The sequence below is a fragment of the Buchnera aphidicola (Muscaphis stroyani) genome (assembly GCF_005080865.1).
GTDB lineage: Bacteria > Pseudomonadota > Gammaproteobacteria > Enterobacterales > Enterobacteriaceae > Buchnera > Buchnera aphidicola_AG.
Genome location: NZ_CP034861.1, coordinates 278,038 through 293,622, shown reverse-complemented (window position 1 = coordinate 293,622; position 15,585 = coordinate 278,038). Strand labels below are relative to the sequence as shown.

Annotated in this window: 14 protein-coding genes and 2 pseudogenes; 5 read left to right on the top strand and 11 right to left on the bottom strand. The window is 24.9% G+C overall.

Going from position 1 to position 15,585, the window contains the following annotated elements; genetic code table 11:
* The first annotated feature begins 1 nt into the window (after nucleotide 1).
* From trpA to cls, 5 genes are all read left to right on the top strand, one after another.
* Complete coding sequence (gene trpA / locus D9V75_RS01340) at nucleotides 2–793, top strand: tryptophan synthase subunit alpha (RefSeq protein WP_410051789.1); 792 nt, start codon at nucleotides 2–4, stop codon at nucleotides 791–793.
* A 146-nt stretch (nucleotides 794–939) separates the two neighbouring features.
* Entirely contained in the window at nucleotides 940–1,689 is a 750-nt protein-coding gene (locus tag D9V75_RS01335) for a YciC family protein (protein ID WP_158343511.1), read from the top strand.
* A gap of 18 nt (nucleotides 1,690–1,707) precedes the next feature.
* Nucleotides 1,708–2,238 carry a septation protein A gene (locus tag D9V75_RS01330; RefSeq protein ID WP_158343509.1) on the top strand — a complete coding sequence of 177 codons (531 nt, stop codon included), beginning with the start codon at nucleotides 1,708–1,710 and terminating at the stop codon, nucleotides 2,236–2,238.
* A 42-nt stretch (nucleotides 2,239–2,280) separates the two neighbouring features.
* Entirely contained in the window at nucleotides 2,281–2,688 is a 408-nt protein-coding gene (yciA, locus tag D9V75_RS01325) for an acyl-CoA thioester hydrolase YciA (protein WP_158343507.1), read from the top strand.
* Nucleotides 2,689–2,834: 146 nt separating this feature from the next.
* The gene (gene cls, locus D9V75_RS01320; protein WP_158343505.1) at nucleotides 2,835–4,298 is read left to right on the top strand and encodes a cardiolipin synthase; all 1,464 of its coding nucleotides are present in this window, start codon (nucleotides 2,835–2,837) and stop codon (nucleotides 4,296–4,298) included.
* Between the two features lie 265 nt (nucleotides 4,299–4,563).
* Here the strand turns inward: cls and ribA are convergent, their stop codons facing one another.
* The 11 genes and pseudogenes from ribA to mnmA all read right to left on the bottom strand — a co-directional run bounded on the left by ribA (nucleotide 4,564) and on the right by mnmA (nucleotide 15,560).
* On the bottom strand, nucleotides 4,564–5,154 hold the full coding sequence (ribA, locus tag D9V75_RS01315; RefSeq protein WP_158343503.1) for a GTP cyclohydrolase II: 591 nt from the start codon (nucleotides 5,152–5,154) through the stop codon (nucleotides 4,564–4,566).
* 123 nt (nucleotides 5,155–5,277) lie between these two features.
* Entirely contained in the window at nucleotides 5,278–6,021 is a 744-nt protein-coding gene (pyrF, locus tag D9V75_RS01310) for an orotidine-5'-phosphate decarboxylase (protein WP_410051787.1), read from the bottom strand.
* A 104-nt stretch (nucleotides 6,022–6,125) separates the two neighbouring features.
* Nucleotides 6,126–6,980, bottom strand: a pseudogene (gene lipA, locus D9V75_RS01305) (lipoyl synthase); the annotation flags it as partial.
* Nucleotides 6,981–7,089: 109 nt separating this feature from the next.
* The gene (gene lipB / locus D9V75_RS01300; protein ID WP_158343497.1) at nucleotides 7,090–7,728 is read right to left on the bottom strand and encodes a lipoyl(octanoyl) transferase LipB; all 639 of its coding nucleotides are present in this window, start codon (nucleotides 7,726–7,728) and stop codon (nucleotides 7,090–7,092) included.
* A 51-nt stretch (nucleotides 7,729–7,779) separates the two neighbouring features.
* Nucleotides 7,780–8,424 carry a YchE family NAAT transporter gene (locus D9V75_RS01295; protein ID WP_158343495.1) on the bottom strand — a complete coding sequence of 215 codons (645 nt, stop codon included), beginning with the start codon at nucleotides 8,422–8,424 and terminating at the stop codon, nucleotides 7,780–7,782.
* 78 nt (nucleotides 8,425–8,502) lie between these two features.
* Nucleotides 8,503–10,440: an exoribonuclease II gene (gene rnb, locus D9V75_RS01290; protein ID WP_158343493.1), complete on the bottom strand. Its 1,938-nt coding sequence runs from the start codon at nucleotides 10,438–10,440 to the stop codon at nucleotides 8,503–8,505.
* Nucleotides 10,441–10,815: 375 nt separating this feature from the next.
* Nucleotides 10,816–11,594: pseudogene (locus D9V75_RS01285) on the bottom strand (enoyl-ACP reductase).
* A gap of 122 nt (nucleotides 11,595–11,716) precedes the next feature.
* Complete coding sequence (locus tag D9V75_RS01280) at nucleotides 11,717–12,310, bottom strand: transglycosylase SLT domain-containing protein (RefSeq protein WP_158343491.1); 594 nt, start codon at nucleotides 12,308–12,310, stop codon at nucleotides 11,717–11,719.
* Between the two features lie 107 nt (nucleotides 12,311–12,417).
* The gene (gene purB / locus D9V75_RS01275; protein WP_158343489.1) at nucleotides 12,418–13,788 is read right to left on the bottom strand and encodes an adenylosuccinate lyase; all 1,371 of its coding nucleotides are present in this window, start codon (nucleotides 13,786–13,788) and stop codon (nucleotides 12,418–12,420) included.
* 31 nt (nucleotides 13,789–13,819) lie between these two features.
* Entirely contained in the window at nucleotides 13,820–14,449 is a 630-nt protein-coding gene (gene hflD / locus D9V75_RS01270) for a high frequency lysogenization protein HflD (RefSeq protein ID WP_261979442.1), read from the bottom strand.
* A gap of 31 nt (nucleotides 14,450–14,480) precedes the next feature.
* Nucleotides 14,481–15,560 (bottom strand): tRNA 2-thiouridine(34) synthase MnmA, encoded by a 1,080-nt coding sequence (mnmA, locus tag D9V75_RS01265; protein ID WP_261979449.1) that lies wholly within the window; start codon nucleotides 15,558–15,560, stop codon nucleotides 14,481–14,483.
* Nucleotides 15,561–15,585: the final 25 nt, after the last annotated feature.

Genomic DNA, 15,585 nt, shown 5'->3' with positions numbered 1-15,585 from the left:
AATGTTTCTTAAATTATCTTTGCTGCAAGAAGGATGTTTTGTTCCTTTTGTAGTGATGGGAGATCCTTCTTTGGAAATGTCTATTCAAATCATTGAAACATTAGTTTCTAATGGTGCTGATGCTTTAGAAATTGGAATTCCTTTTTCAGATCCTTTAGCCGATGGACCAGTTATTCAAAAATCTAATTTAAGAGCTCTATCGAAAAATTATACCTTATCTCAATATTTTAATGAACTTAAAAAAATAAGAGAAAAATACCCAATGTTACCAATAGGAATTTTATTATATGCTAACCTTGTGTATAATCGAGGCATTAAAAAATTTTATTTAGATTGTTTTAGTGCTGGTATAAGTTCAGTGTTAATAGCTGATGTTCCTATCGAAGAGTCAGATTTATTTTATTATACAGCTAATAAGCATAAAATTAACTCAATTTTTGTATGCCCTCCAGATGCTAATTGTTCTCTAATATATAATATTTCTAAACGAGCAAAAGGATATATCTATTTGCTTTCTCGTCCCGGAGTTACTGGTATTCAAAATAATACTCAATCTTTATCAAAAAATTTTATAAAAAAGATAAAAAAATATAGTTCTGTTCCTTTGTTACAGGGATTTGGTATTTCTAATTCTTTTCAGATTAAAAAATCACTTCAATTAGGTGTTTCCGGTGTAATATGCGGATCCGCTATAATACACATTATTGAAACATATTTAACTGAAAAAGAAAAAATGATAAATCAAATAAGAATTTTAACTTATAAACTAAAACAATCTACTAAAATAATCTGAAATATTTTTAAAAAATATTTAGATATATAAATATTATTTAAGACAATCTATACAAAAATAATAATTTTGTATTTCTAAAAATGTGCTTGTTTAAAATAACATGTATAATATTTGTATTTCTAACATATTGTTTAAAAGGAACATGCATGAATATTGAGATGTATGAATTAAAGCATGATACATATTATTTCTTTCGTCAACAAATTAAACTAATTGTATTCATATCAATAATAGCTACTTTATCCAGTATATTAATAGATATTTTAATCAGACCAAATATGTATATTTTATCTATAATAGAACATAGAAAATTTAAAGATAGCATTTCATTGTTAGATTTTATTAATTCTATGAGCATAGAAGAAAAAAAAGAATTATTTAAGTATTCTTTATTAAAAATGACTGAATTTTTAATAAGTAAAACATTATTGTTAGGAGGTATTATGACACTAATTAAAACTTTATCTAACAATTATAAACGACCAATTATTACGTATATGTATTCTCTATTTTCTTGTTTACCAAATTTGTTAATATTAAATTTCATTACTGCATTAATTATTCAAATAAGTTTTATATTTTTAATTATTCCAGGCATATTTTTATCAGTATTGTTGTCATTATCACCTATTATTTTTTATTTCAATAAACACTCTATTGCAAAATCTATGTATTTAAGTATTATTATTTCTTTTAAAAACATAAAAATTATTGGATTAGGTATATTATATTGGATGTTTGGAAAATTTGTTTTAACAATAATATTCTCGCATACTTATTTTTTAAATAAAAATTTTTCGTTTTTAATATCTAGCATCAGTATGAATATATTGTATGCTATTTTAGCTATATATTTGTTTCGTTTTTACGTACTCTTTACTAATGCTCCAAAATAAAATTTTTTAGGTTTTTATATGATACAAATTTTAAATCTGCTACCCATATCAACTTTTTTTATATTTTATAAGTTGTACGATATTTTTATTGCATCTAAAATGTTAATTTTTGCTTCAGGTTTAGTATGCATAATACATTGGATGTACTATCATAAAATAGATAAAATTTCTTTGATTAGTTTTTTTGTAATTTCTTTTTTTGGGTCACTAACTTTAGTTTTTCACAATTCTCAATTTATAAAATGGAAAATAACAATAATTTATATATTTTTATCTATTGCATTATTAGTTAGCCAATTTTGGACAAAAAAAACAATCATGCAAAAATTGTTAGAAAAAGATATAAATATACCTGATATTTATTGGAAAAAAATTAATTTTTCTTGGTCTTTATTTTTTTTATTCTGTAGTTTTTTAAATATTTATATTGCTTTTTGGTTATCTGAAAAAAATTGGGTTAATTTTAAAGTTTTTGGATTAATGTTTTTGACATTTTTAGCAGTACTGATTACTGGAGTTTATATACATACTAAAACAAAAAAAAAATAACTATCACAATATTTTTCATACAACAGAGCGAAAATTTTTATAATGCCAGAAAAATATAAACTTCCAAAAGGAAGCTTAGTATTAAAAACACTTACCATGCATTCAGATATTAATTCTAATGGAAACATATTTGGCGGTTGGATTATGTCTCAAATGGATATGGGAGGAGCAATACTAGCAAAAGAAATAACCGGTGGAAAAGTTGTTACAGTACAAGTAAGTAAAATGAACTTTCTCAAACCTGTTTCTATTGGTGATGTTGCAAGTTTTTATGCAAGATGTATTAAACTTGGTACAAGTTCAATAACCATTAACATAGAAGTGTGGCTTAAAAAAATTTATTCTAAACCATTAGGCCAATACTACTGTGCTGCAGAAGCTATTTTTATTTATGTAGCTGTTGATGATTCTGGAAAGCCTCGTGAATTATTACCTATAAGCATTATTTAAATATACACTATGTTTCACATGCTAATTCTAAAAAATATTTTTTATTTAAGATTTCATAATTATTTTTTAATAAAAATGCTTTTAAAAATACTTGATGAAACATCAATATGATTTTATTTTTTAAAAATAAATAGGATAATCAATGGATGGATATTTTCTATAAATTAATTAAATGGCTGGTATTTTTTACATATTTTCTGTTAATTGCTAATATTAATTTCCAAGTGCTAATTAAGAGACGAAGCGTTCCTGTATCTATGTCTTGGATTTTAACCATTTATATTTTTCCTTTGATTGGAATTTCTATATGGTTTTTTTTTGGTGAATTATATTTAGGAAATAGAGAAAAAAAAATTGCTAACAGAATATGGTCTATGTCTAACAAATGGATTAAAGATCTTAAATCTTGTGAATATATATTTCAAATAAAAAATAGCGAAGTAGCTAGATCTCTTTTTCAACTATGCAAACATAGACAAGGCATTTCTGGAATTAAAAGTAATCGTCTAAAATTACTAACAAATACAAAAAAAACTATGGAAATTTTAATACGTGATATCTATTTAGCACGTCATAATATAGAAATGGTTTTTTATATTTGGAAACCTGGAGGCATTGCAGATGATGTGGCAATTGCTCTAATTGAATCTGCAAAACGTGGAATAAGATGTAGATTAATGCTAGATTCTGCAGGCAGTATTGAATTTTTTAGAAGTCCTTGGGTTGAGTTAATGAGAAAATCAGGGATTCAAGTTGTAGAAGCTTTAAAACTTAATTTAATTCGAATTCTGTTTAGACGGTTAGATGTTAGACAGCATAGAAAAATTATACTAATTGATGATTATATCTCCTATTCAGGTAGCATGAATCTTATAGATCCAATTTTATTCAAGCAGTCTTCTGGAGTAGGAAAATGGATTGATTTAATGACAAGAATTGAAGGACCTATAGCTACAACAATAGGAATTGTATATTCTTGCGATTGGGAAATTGAAACTGGACTTAAGATCTTACCTAAATTACCAAGTAGAAATGTTTTAAATAATTACTCTAGAAATAATGACACTAGCATTCAAGTTATTGCATCTGGACCAGGTTTTCCAGAAAATATGATACATCAAGCGTTATTAACTGCTATTTACTCGGCCAGAAATGAGTTAATTATCACTACTCCTTATTTCGTTCCTAGCGATGATTTACTGCATGCTATTTGTACTGCTGCTCAAAGAGGTGTACAAGTTAGTATTATCATACCTTTATATCATGATTCTATTTTAGTGAAATGGGCTAGTCGAGTATTTTTTAGTGAATTATTAGCAGCAGGTGTAAAAATTTATCAATTTAAAAAAGGATTATTGCACAGTAAAAGTATACTAGTAGACAGACAACTAAGTTTAGTTGGAACGGTTAATTTAGACATGAGGAGTCTTTGGTTAAATTTTGAAATTACTTTAGTAATAGATGATATAAATTTTGGTCATAATTTGGCATTTATACAAAATCAATACATTTGTGATTCTTTTTTATTAGATAAAAAAAAATGGGATATGCGTTCATATTGGACTCAAGTAATTGAAAAAATTTTTTATTTCTTAAGTCCTTTGCTGTAAAAAATAAGTATATATTTTTTGTATAATATATTTAAATTTACAAAAAAAATAAATATTTTTTATGTCAAAAAATTTAATACTTTATAACAGTATGTGTTTTAAGTAATTAATATGTTTGTACTTACAAATTTTTTATTTTTAATAAAAATATATTTGTGTGATAATTTTTTTTAATATTTAAATAATTTTTTATTTACCACATTTTATTCGTATTATCTAACAAAAATTATAAATCATTTTTATTAATTTTTAAAACATAAAAATATTATTTGGATAATAAGTGTCCCATTTTTTTCTCTTTTGTTTTAAGATAAGAAGCATTTTTTGAATGCTTCTTAGCAATAATAGGAATTCTTTCTACAACATTGATTCCTTTATTTCTAAGCATTTGAACTTTAAATGGATTATTAGTAAGTAATCGAATTTTTTGAATGTTTAAAATACTAAATATTTCGGCGCATAATGAAAAATCTCTTTCATCTGCAGAAAAACCAAGTTTTTGATTTGCTTCAACAGTATCCAAGCCCTTATCTTGTAAAGCATATGCTCTTATTTTATTTAGCAATCCAATATTTCTGCCTTCTTGACGATGATATATCAGAACACCACTTCCCTCTTTAGAAATTCTTCTTAATGCCATTTCTAATTGAATACCACAATCACATCTTAAACTAAATAAAGCATCTCCTGTAAGGCATTCTGAATGAACTCTAGAAAGTATTGAAGATTTTTTTTCTATATTTCCATATACAAGAGCAATATGATTTTTTCCATTTCTCTTTTCTTCAAAACCAAGAATTAAAAAATCACCCCAAGGAGTAGGAAGCACTGCTTTTTCTGTTTTAATTAATTTCATGAATTCTCCAGAAAATGTTAATTATTTATATTAAACATAAAATATTCCTAAAATATTGCAGTTTTTTAATAGTTTTTGTTATAAAATTAAAAGTAATAAAATCTTTTTAATTGAATATTAATCTTATTTTATAGACTGTAAAATAAAATCTAATTTTTTAATAGGATTTTTTGACATAGTAACTGATCGACCAATCACTATGTAATCTATTTTATATTTTTTTGCTTCTTGAGCAGTAATAACATTGTTTTGATCGTAAAATAAATCTTGAGATACTCTAATGCCTGGAGTAATGATTTTATATTGATTTCCAAATAAAGATTTAATATTTTTTGCTTCATTTCCCGGACAAACAATACCATCTAAACCACAATCATATGATAATTGAGACAAAATTAAAATATATTCTGTTAATGTAATATGTATTCCTATATCTTTTAAATTTTCTTCTTTTAAACTTGTTAACGCAGTAACTGCAATTAATAAGGGGCCTGTTTTAAAAGATTTTAGAGCTCTTTTAGCAGCAATAAGCATGTCTTTACCTCCGGATGCGTGAATACTTAACATCCATATACCCAAATCCGCTGCGGCTTTAGTGGCATTAAAAACAGTATTAGGTATGTCATGAAATTTTAAATCTAAAAATATATGAAATCCAATCTTTTGCAATTCTTTAATAAATGAACAACCTAATAAAGTAAACATTTCTTTTCCAATTTTTAAATAAAAAATAGATGGATCAAGAAGATTTACTAATTTCATAGCATTTTTTTTCTCTCTAAAATCTAAAGCAATAATTATTTTTGGAATACTTAAAATGTTAGAACTTAACACTATAAAACCTCTGTTATATTGAAAATTATTCATAAAAAAATATGATTGTAAAATTTTTAAAATTTTTAATATGAAATTTTTATTAAATAAAATACTCATAAATTACAAATCATTTTTAAAAAAATAATTAATACCTTTTAAAGAATTAAATGAGATTGATTACCAGCATGATATGATGAGCGAACAAAAGGACCGCAAAAAGCACTGGTAAATCCAATAGACAAAGCTTCTTTTTTAATACTTTCAAATTCTAAAGGTGACATATAACGTTGAACTGGAAGATGATGAATACTTGGTTGAAGGTATTGACCTACTGTTAACAGTGTTACTCCACTTGAATAAAGATCTTTCATTACTTTTATTATTTCTTTATCTTTTTCTCCGAGACCGACCATTAAACCTGATTTAGTAGGTATATGTGAATACATATATTTAAATGATTTTAATAAATTTAAAGATTTTTTATAATTAGCACCTGGTCGAATAATTTTGTATAATCTTGGAATGTTTTCTATATTATGATTAAAAATATCAGGTAGTGCTTTATTAAAAATTTTCAAAGCTAATTTTATTCTTCCTCTAAAATCAGGTACTAAGATTTCTATTTTTATATTTTTTTTATCTTTAATTGCTTTTATGCAATTAACAAAATGTTGAGCTCCTCCATCATATAAATCATCACGTACTACAGATGTAATTACTGCATAATTAATCTTCATGTCAAATATTGTTTGTGCTAATTTTTGTGGTTCATCTTCATTTATAGCACTTGGAGTTCCATGTGAAACTGCACAAAAGGGACAGTTTCGAGTACATTTTGATCCAAGAATCATAAATGTTGCAGTGCCTTGATTAAAACATTCAAACAGATTTGGACAATTAGCTTCTTCACAAACAGAGTTCAAATTATTTTTACGTAGTGCGTTTTTTATTTTATTAATTTTAGATGAATTAAGAGGTATTTTAATTTTTATCCATTTAGGCTTTCTCAAATTTGTTATAGTATCAGAATCATTAACTGAAATAACTTTAATTTTTTTAGATTCTGTTTTACCTTTAGTATTTTCTAAAACGTTTTCTTCTTTTTTCATAATATAGATGTTATTTTTTACAAGACTGAATCATATGAGATTTTAAATATTTAGATATATTTTGAGTTAAAAAAATACATACATCTATTATTTTAACATTAAGATAAAAATCTTTTATCTGTGTCATTTTTATATTTTTATTTCCACAGGGATTAATAAAATTAAATGGAGTTAAATCCATATCTACATTAAGAGCTAAACCATGCAAAGTGCATCCTTTACTAATTCTTAACCCTAAAGAGCATATTTTTTTATCATGTGCGTATACACCTGGCTCTTTTTTTTTAACATAAGACACAATTGAGAAATTGCTCAAAGTTTTCATAACTATGACATGCAATATATTTATTAATTCACGAATATTAATTTTTCTGCGATGAAGATCAATTAAAAAATATAATATTTGCTGCCCTGGTCCATGGTATGTTATTTTTCCACCTCTATTCGTTTGTATTACAGGAACATTATTAGAAAATATATTTTTTTGAGATTCTAATGAACCCGTTGTGAATATTGGATAATGCTCTACAAACCAAATTTCATCAGATGTGTAACAGTTACGAGATTTTGTAAAATCATTCATTTTTTTAAAAGTAGTAGACCATTCTTCTACTCCTAAATGACGAAAAAAAATAATGTTGTTTTTCAAAAAAAATATCCAATTACTTATTCTATAAGATTATTTGTTAAAAAATTAATTCTAAAAACTTAATAAAACAGATTTTATACCAGCGCTGACAAATTCTACACCAAGAGACATTAATAATAAACCCATGATTCGAGTAACAATGTTAATTCCTGTTTTCCCTAATATTGTGACTACACATGGAGCTGCTCGAAAAGACAACCAACAAACAAATGAAAATAAAAAAATTACTAAACTACAACTAAATAAGTTCAACCAAGTAGAGTAATATGTACTCCATACAATAGTAGAACTTATTGCTCCAGGTCCTGCTATTAATGGCATAGCAAGTGGAACAACGCTGATGTTATCATGAATCATGTTATTTTCTGTTTTTCTTTGTTTGGAATTCATTTTTTCTATAAATTTTCCACTGATCATGGAAAATGCAATACTGATTATAAGTATACCACCAGCAATACGAAAAGAGTTGATTGATATCCCAAAAATATTTAAAATACTATTTCCAAAAAATAATGATATTAAAAGAATTAATGATGCTGAAAAATTAGCTACTAAATTAGTTTTATTCCTTTCTATAATAGACTGTTGACTAGTCATAGTGGTAAATATAGGTATCATTCCAATTGGATTCACTAGAGCACATAAACCAACAAAAAATTTAATATATATAGATAAATCAAAAATTGAGATATTCACGTTTTTACTCCTAAATTACTTCAAATGTTTACTTTTTTTTTAAAAAATTATATTATTTTAAGATTTTAATTATTACTTTCAACTTTGAATTTTAGCAATAATGCTTCTAGTTTCTAATCGAATATCAAATAATTTCACTGAAACTAAATCAGATACCTGACAAAATAATGTTCCAGTAATTAACACTTGACCCATTTCTTGATTAAGAATTAACTCTTCTCGTATGGGATGCAAAAAAGGACCTGGAATAAAAACATTTGCTCCATTTTCTATTAATCTAGCTCGTACACCACTTCTAGATACATCAATGATTTCAGCACTGAATATTTTATTTCGGTATTTTTCTTGTTGAAGAAATAAAACATAAAGCCAATCCGAAATATCTCTTTCAGCCATTCTGTTTCGACGTTTTTGATCGACTATTTTTAATTTGATTTCTTCTTTAGGTTTTAAAATTTTTTCATTGTTTATAATAGATTTTAACAAACGATGATTAATTATATCACTGTATTTTCGAATAGGAGAAGTCCAAGTTGCATATTCTGAAAAACCAAGCGCGAAATGCGGTTTGGGTGTAATACTAAAATCTCCAAAAGATTGAAATCGACGAATTCGACTATTAATATAATTATTTGAAAGTATATTTAATACACGTCTTAAGTTACAAAATCCTTTTAATGTCATCAATTCTTTAGAGCTAAATTTTAAATTAAAATTTTTTAAAAAAGAAACTACGTTTTTAGCATTGATAGAATCAAAACCAGAATGTACATTATATATACCAAAACCAACATTTTTTGATAAAAAATTAGCTGCAGATATATTAGCAGCAATCATTGATTCTTCAATTATCTTATGAGCAATTCTTCTTTTTTCAGCAAAAACATCTATTAGTTTACCCGAATCAGAAAAATGAAATCTATATTCTATATTATCTTTAAAGATAACAGCATTTATTGATCTCCATTTTATTCGCAATAAGCATAGACGATGAAGTAATAATATTTGAGTTTCAATAGATTTTGTTGGGGGTTGCCAATTTCCTATTTTTTCAATCCAATCTGATACGTTTTCATAAGATAATTTGGATTTAGATTTTATCCAGGCTAAAGAAAAATGAATTTCTTTTGATATGCTACCATCTTTTAAGATAATAATTTCACAAATTAATGCAGGTCGCTTCTTATTAGGATTTAAAGAGCATTTATCTTCTGATAAATTTCTTGGTAACATAGGAATGTTAAATCCAGGTAAATAATTAGTAAAAATTCTTTTAGAAGCAATTACATCCAGATTGCTACCATTTTCTATGTAAGAAGTGGGATCTGCAATAGCTATAGTTAAATATAAATGTCCTTCAGAATTTTCAAATACATAAAGAGCATCATCTATATCTTTAGTATTGGCGTTATCTATCGTGATAAAGTCTAAATGAGTTAAATCTTTTCGATTGTAATCGTCTCTTAAAATAAGATTATTGTCTTCTATAACAGGTTCTTTTTTTTCTAAATTATGACGAGATAAAGTAACCCACCATGGGGCTAAAGGGTTGTTATCTGCTACTATCGACTCAATTAATTCTGCATAAAAAACAGAGTCACCTTTGAGTCTATGTTTTGTTAATTTTGCTACAGCCCAATCTCCTGTACGAAAAATATCTAAGCAATTTTTATGAGGTTTACATGCAATGAAATCTTTTAAAAATGAATAGTCAGGTAAAATCCATAATTTACCATTTTTTTTATCAATTTTACCTACGAATCTGTTTAAAAAAGGTTCTACTAACTGTTCTGGTTCAACAATTTCTCTTTCTTTTTCTATTTTTAAAAGAGCTAAAATTTTATCTCCATGCATGACTTTTTTCATATTTTTAGGAGGAATAAAATAACTTTTTTGCGAATCGATTTCTAAGAATCCAAATCCTCTTTCAGTACTTTTTACAACACCTTCAATTCTTGGTGTTTTAGCATGTAATTTTTTTTTTAACTGTTCAAGCAATGGATTGTTTTGAAACATAGTAATAAAACCTACTGAATGTTATAGTTCATACACAAATAATTAATTATTGTATAAATTTTAAATTCGGAATAAATATATAATTTATTTAAATTTGAAATAAATAAAAAATGAAATTAAAAAACAAATATTTTACATTCTTTTCAACTGAATAAGTGATGATAATTTTAGATTTTTAATATTTTATAAATTTAAAATTTAAAAAATTGCATCAAACGTATTTGGTATTAATTAAAACATTTTTTAATTTATTCTGATAATCTTTAGGAACACGATATATTCTAAATTAAAAAATTAAAAAATAAAATCTTTAAAATAAGATAATATAAAATATTTTTTTTGAATCATATTCAAAAATTTTTTTGTATCATTTTATTAAACGTTATGTGCATTACTTACATTAAAACCATTATCAACATAAATAACTGATCCAGTTATACCAATAGACAAATCTGATAGCAAAAAAGTAGAAACATTTCCTATGTGCTCACTAGTAATGTGACTTTTAATTAATGCGGATTCGTAATATTTTTTTTTTATTTTATGAAAATTTTTAATTTTATAAGAAGAAGCTGTTTTAATTATTCCGGAAGAAATAGCGTTTACTCTGATATTTTTTTCACCCAATGCACTAGCCATATAACGAACACTTGATTCTAAAGATGATTTAGCTAAACCCATAACATTGTAATTAGTCATCACTCTATTGGCTCCTAAATAAGATAAAGTTAATAAAGAAGAATTTTCGTTTAACATATTACGACACTCTTTAATCAAAGCTATGAAACTATATGAACTAATTTCATGAGAAATGTTAAAGGCTTTTCTGTTAATGTTATGAATAAAATCTCCTTGAAATTGTTCTTTTGGACAATACGCAATTGAATGAACTATTCCATCAAAATTTTTCCATATTTTTTTCAATCTTAAAAACAATTTTTTAATATTTTTGTCACTTAAAACATCACACGACAAAATTATTTTAGAGTTAACTAATTTAACTAAGCACTTAATTTTTTTTTTATTTTTTCATTTTGACAAACAAATCCTAATTCTGCTTTTTGTAAATACATAGCTTTTGCTATTCCAAAAGCAATAGATTTTTCGCTAGAAACACCAAAAATTAAAATTTTTTTACCTTTTAAAAGTGTCATTTTATCATCTCAATTATACATGTTTTTTTATAAAATGATTGAAAATATTTGTAATTTGAATTAAAAAATTCATATTATATTATATTTTTTCTAAATTAAATCGTAAACTTTTAGTACTTTTATCAAATAATGCACTGCTTGTGAAGCTGGATGTTTTTTTTTACGTATTTTAAAAAAACTTTTTTTGTCATGTTGTTAATCATCTGTATCGCCATTTTTGTATTTCTGTCAAATATTTTTAACAACGCACTGGCTCCATTAACATATGCTAAAATAGTAGCATATCGCATAATTTCTTTATCTTTAATACCAATAAGATATTTATTTTGTAATATACTAATATAAAAAACACCGATATCAATGTTTTTATTGGGATTACATAATTCTTGAATAGAAGGTTGTCCCTTTCTTTTTTTTAAACGATACACTTCGGCACCTGCAGTTGAAGGTTTAATTTGCATTAATCCGATAGCATTAGATTTGCTTCTTGCACATGGAATACCAAAAGATTCTGTATAGATAATAGATTTAATTAATTTCAAATCAACGTTGTATTTATAAGAAGCAATTTGGATTAATTTATTCCATTTATGTAAAGTATTTTCTATGCTTGCTGTATTTAAAAATGAGATTTTTTTAAAATTTTCTGTTTTTTTTAAAAAACTGCTATGTCCAGTCAGTAATATAATAGAAAAAAATAAGATTCCAAATACCACAAAAATTCCTTAAATAATCAAAATAATTATTAAGTGTTAAATAAATTTAAAGTATATACATTTTCTTCAATCGAAAGATTGTATAAAAAAATAAAATAAATTATTTTTTATTTTATATTATCAACAATTCTAATTGATTCTCCAATATAATTAAAAGGAGTCATTTTCTTCAATCGTTCTTTTTCACAATTGGGAATTTTTAGTTTAGAAATAAATAAATGTATAATATCTTTATTTATTTTTTGGCCTCTAGTTAATTTTTTTAATTTTTCATAAGAATTTTTAATACCATATCGACGCATGACAGTCTGAATAGGTTCAGATAAAATTGACCAATTTTGTTCTAGATTATTTAATAATTGTACGGTGTTTACTTCTAATTTTCCAAGACCTAATATAACAGAATGATACGCAATTACTGCATATGCAACTGCAACTCCTAAATTTCTTAATACAGTTGAATCACTTAAATCACGTTGCCATCTTGAAATCGGTAATTTTTGTATCATATGATTCATTAAAGCATTTGATAATCCTAAATTACCTTCAGAATTTTCAAAATTAATAGGATTTATTTTATGCGGCATGACTGAAGAACCTATTTCACTATCTACTATTTTTTGTTTAAAATAACCTAAAGAAATATATCCCCAAATGTCTCGATTAAAATTAATTAGTATTGTATTGACTAATGATATGCAACTAAAAAACTCAGCAATATAATCATGTGGTTCAATTTGAGTGGTATAAGGATTCCATCCTATTCCTAATGAAATAACAAATTTTTTACTGATGTGATGCCAATCAATATCTGGATATGCTGATAAATGTGCATTATAATTACCAGTAGCGCCATTTATTTTCCCTAGTATTTCTATATTCTGAATTTTTTTATATTGACGATTTATTCGATAATAAAAATTTGCAATTTCTTTTCCTACAGTAGAGGGAGTAGCTGGTTGTCCATGAGTCATACATAAAATTGGAATACTTTTATATTGAAAAATCATTTTTTTAAGAATTTTTGTTATTTTAGACCATAAAGGTAAAATTATTTTGTTTCGAGCATCTTTAATCATTAGAGCGTATGCTATATTATTTATATCTTCAGAAGTACATGCAAAATGCACAAATTCTGAAAGAAACGATAATTCTTTTAATTTAAAAATTTTATTTTTTAAAAAATATTCTAGGGCTTTTACATCATGATTTGTCTTTTTTTCTAAACGTTTAATAAATTTTGCATCTTTTTCATTAAATTTGTTTAAAATATTATCAATTAACAATAATTTTTCAGATTTTATTGAATTAATTTTTAGTTCTTTAGAAATTAAAACTATTTTTTTAAACCATTCAATTTCTACTTTAAGACGATATTTTAAAAAACTAAATTCACTAAAAATATCTCTTAACAATTCAGTATCATGACCATATCTACCATCAATTGGTGAAATTACTGTTAATGAAGTTAATTTCATCTTTAAATTCCTAATTTAATATCAAAATTTTTTAAAAGTTAGACAATATTTTTTGTGCTTGTTTAATGATTTTGTTACGAAAGAAAAAGAGTTTAAACTTATTTCCACCTAATTGTTTCCACAAAAATAAAGAGCGAATTCCAGAGAACAATAAACATCTGATTTTTTGCTGTATTTTTAAATCTTCCAAAAAACATTTAGCTCCTTTAATTTCTATTCGAGGCCCTAAATTACTAAATATTTCAATATATAATTCTGCTATTTTTGTTGTTAAAATATCTATGTTTATATTATCTACATACAATTGATGAGATATTTGAGATATTTTTTTTTTTAAAATATTTATAACTTTACTATTTTTTTTTAATTTTTCTTCAAGAATCATTATTCTTAAAATGTATTTAATTAGTTTTAAACCTGATTTGGAAAAATTAGAAAAAGTTAGTATTGAAATTAAAACTTCTAATCCTAAACAAATGTTTTTTTCACAATTACCATAAATTTTAATTACTGAAATAGGTTGTATATCTAAAATACTTTTTAAGCATACTTCAAAGGCACATTCGTTACATTTTCCTAATTGAGCTAATTCTTGAACCAAATAAACAGATTGACAAAGACCTGCAAGTGACAATGTAATCGAGTAATTCTTGTTAATCATAATCATCTCCCTATTAATTCTAATTAAAATATTATAATAATGGCAATCTGGATGTAATTACTCCGCCACCTAAGCATTTGTCATGAAAATAAAATACTATTGATTGACCTGGAGTAACTGCTGAAATAGGATTTTTAAATAGTACTTTTATAGAAAAATTATTTACACTTTCTATACTACATTGAATGTCTTTTTGACGATATCTTATTTTAGCCTTACAACTAAAAGGAAATAACAATTGATTATAATTTATCCAGTTTACATGATTAGCAATTAATCCTATAGACATTAAATATCTATTTTTTGATCCTTGAGCAACAATTAAAATGTTTGTATCAACTTTTTTTTCGACTACATACCATGGAATATTATACTTTTCTTTTATTCCACCAATTCCTAATCCTTTTCTTTGCCCTAGAGTGTAATAAAAAATTCCATTATGAGTTCCTACAACTTCCCCATCAACTGTGGTAATTTTTCCTTTTTTATGAGGAAAATACGTGCTGAGAAAAGTTTTCATTTTTCTTGGTCCAATAAAGCATATTCCAGTGGAATCTTTTTTTTCAGCTACATCTAAATTAATTTTTTTAGCAATTTTCCTTACTTGAATTTTTTTTAAAAACCCAATTGGGAATAAAATTTTTTTAAGTTGGTTATCTTTTAAGGTGTATAGAAAATAACTTTGATCTTTATTAAGATCAGTTCCTTTAAAAAGGAAATATTTATTTTTAATTTTCTTAATACGAGCATAATGTCCAGTTGCAATGTAATCAGCTCTAAGTTCTTTAATAGCATATTTTAAAAAAACTTTAAATTTAATTTCTTTGTTACACAGTATATCTGGATTTGGTGTTTTTCCTTTTTTGTGTTCTTTTAAAAAATGCTCAAAAACATTTTCCCAATATTCTTGAGAGAAGTTTATTTTATGAAGTGATATTTTTAATTTTTCGCATACTAATTCAGCATCGTGTAAATCTTTCGCAGAATTACAATATTTATGTTTATCATCTTCTTCCCAATTTTTCATAAACAATCCTTCTACTTGATAATTTTTTTGTTTTAATAACCAAGCAGAAACAGATGAGTCAACTCCTCCAGACATAGCTATAATTACTTTTTTTTTTTAATCATGAATC

Bases quoted from the DNA above. Each gene is read 5' to 3' on its own strand.
- trpA (WP_410051789.1), top strand. From the start codon at position 2: ATGTTTCTTAAATTATCTTTGCTGCAAGAAGGATGTTTTGTTCCTTTT.
- D9V75_RS01335 (WP_158343511.1), top strand. From the start codon at position 940: ATGAATATTGAGATGTATGAATTAAAGCATGATACATATTATTTCTTT.
- D9V75_RS01330 (WP_158343509.1), top strand. From the start codon at position 1,708: ATGATACAAATTTTAAATCTGCTACCCATATCAACTTTTTTTATATTT.
- yciA (WP_158343507.1), top strand. From the start codon at position 2,281: ATGCCAGAAAAATATAAACTTCCAAAAGGAAGCTTAGTATTAAAAACA.
- cls (WP_158343505.1), top strand. From the start codon at position 2,835: ATGGATATTTTCTATAAATTAATTAAATGGCTGGTATTTTTTACATAT.
- ribA (WP_158343503.1), bottom strand. From the start codon at position 5,154: ATGAAATTAATTAAAACAGAAAAAGCAGTGCTTCCTACTCCTTGGGGT.
- pyrF (WP_410051787.1), bottom strand. From the start codon at position 6,021: ATGAATAATTTTCAATATAACAGAGGTTTTATAGTGTTAAGTTCTAAC.
- rnb (WP_158343493.1), bottom strand. From the start codon at position 10,440: ATGTTTCAAAACAATCCATTGCTTGAACAGTTAAAAAAAAAATTACAT.
- purB (WP_158343489.1), bottom strand. From the start codon at position 13,788: ATGAAATTAACTTCATTAACAGTAATTTCACCAATTGATGGTAGATAT.
- hflD (WP_261979442.1), bottom strand. From the start codon at position 14,449: ATGATTAACAAGAATTACTCGATTACATTGTCACTTGCAGGTCTTTGT.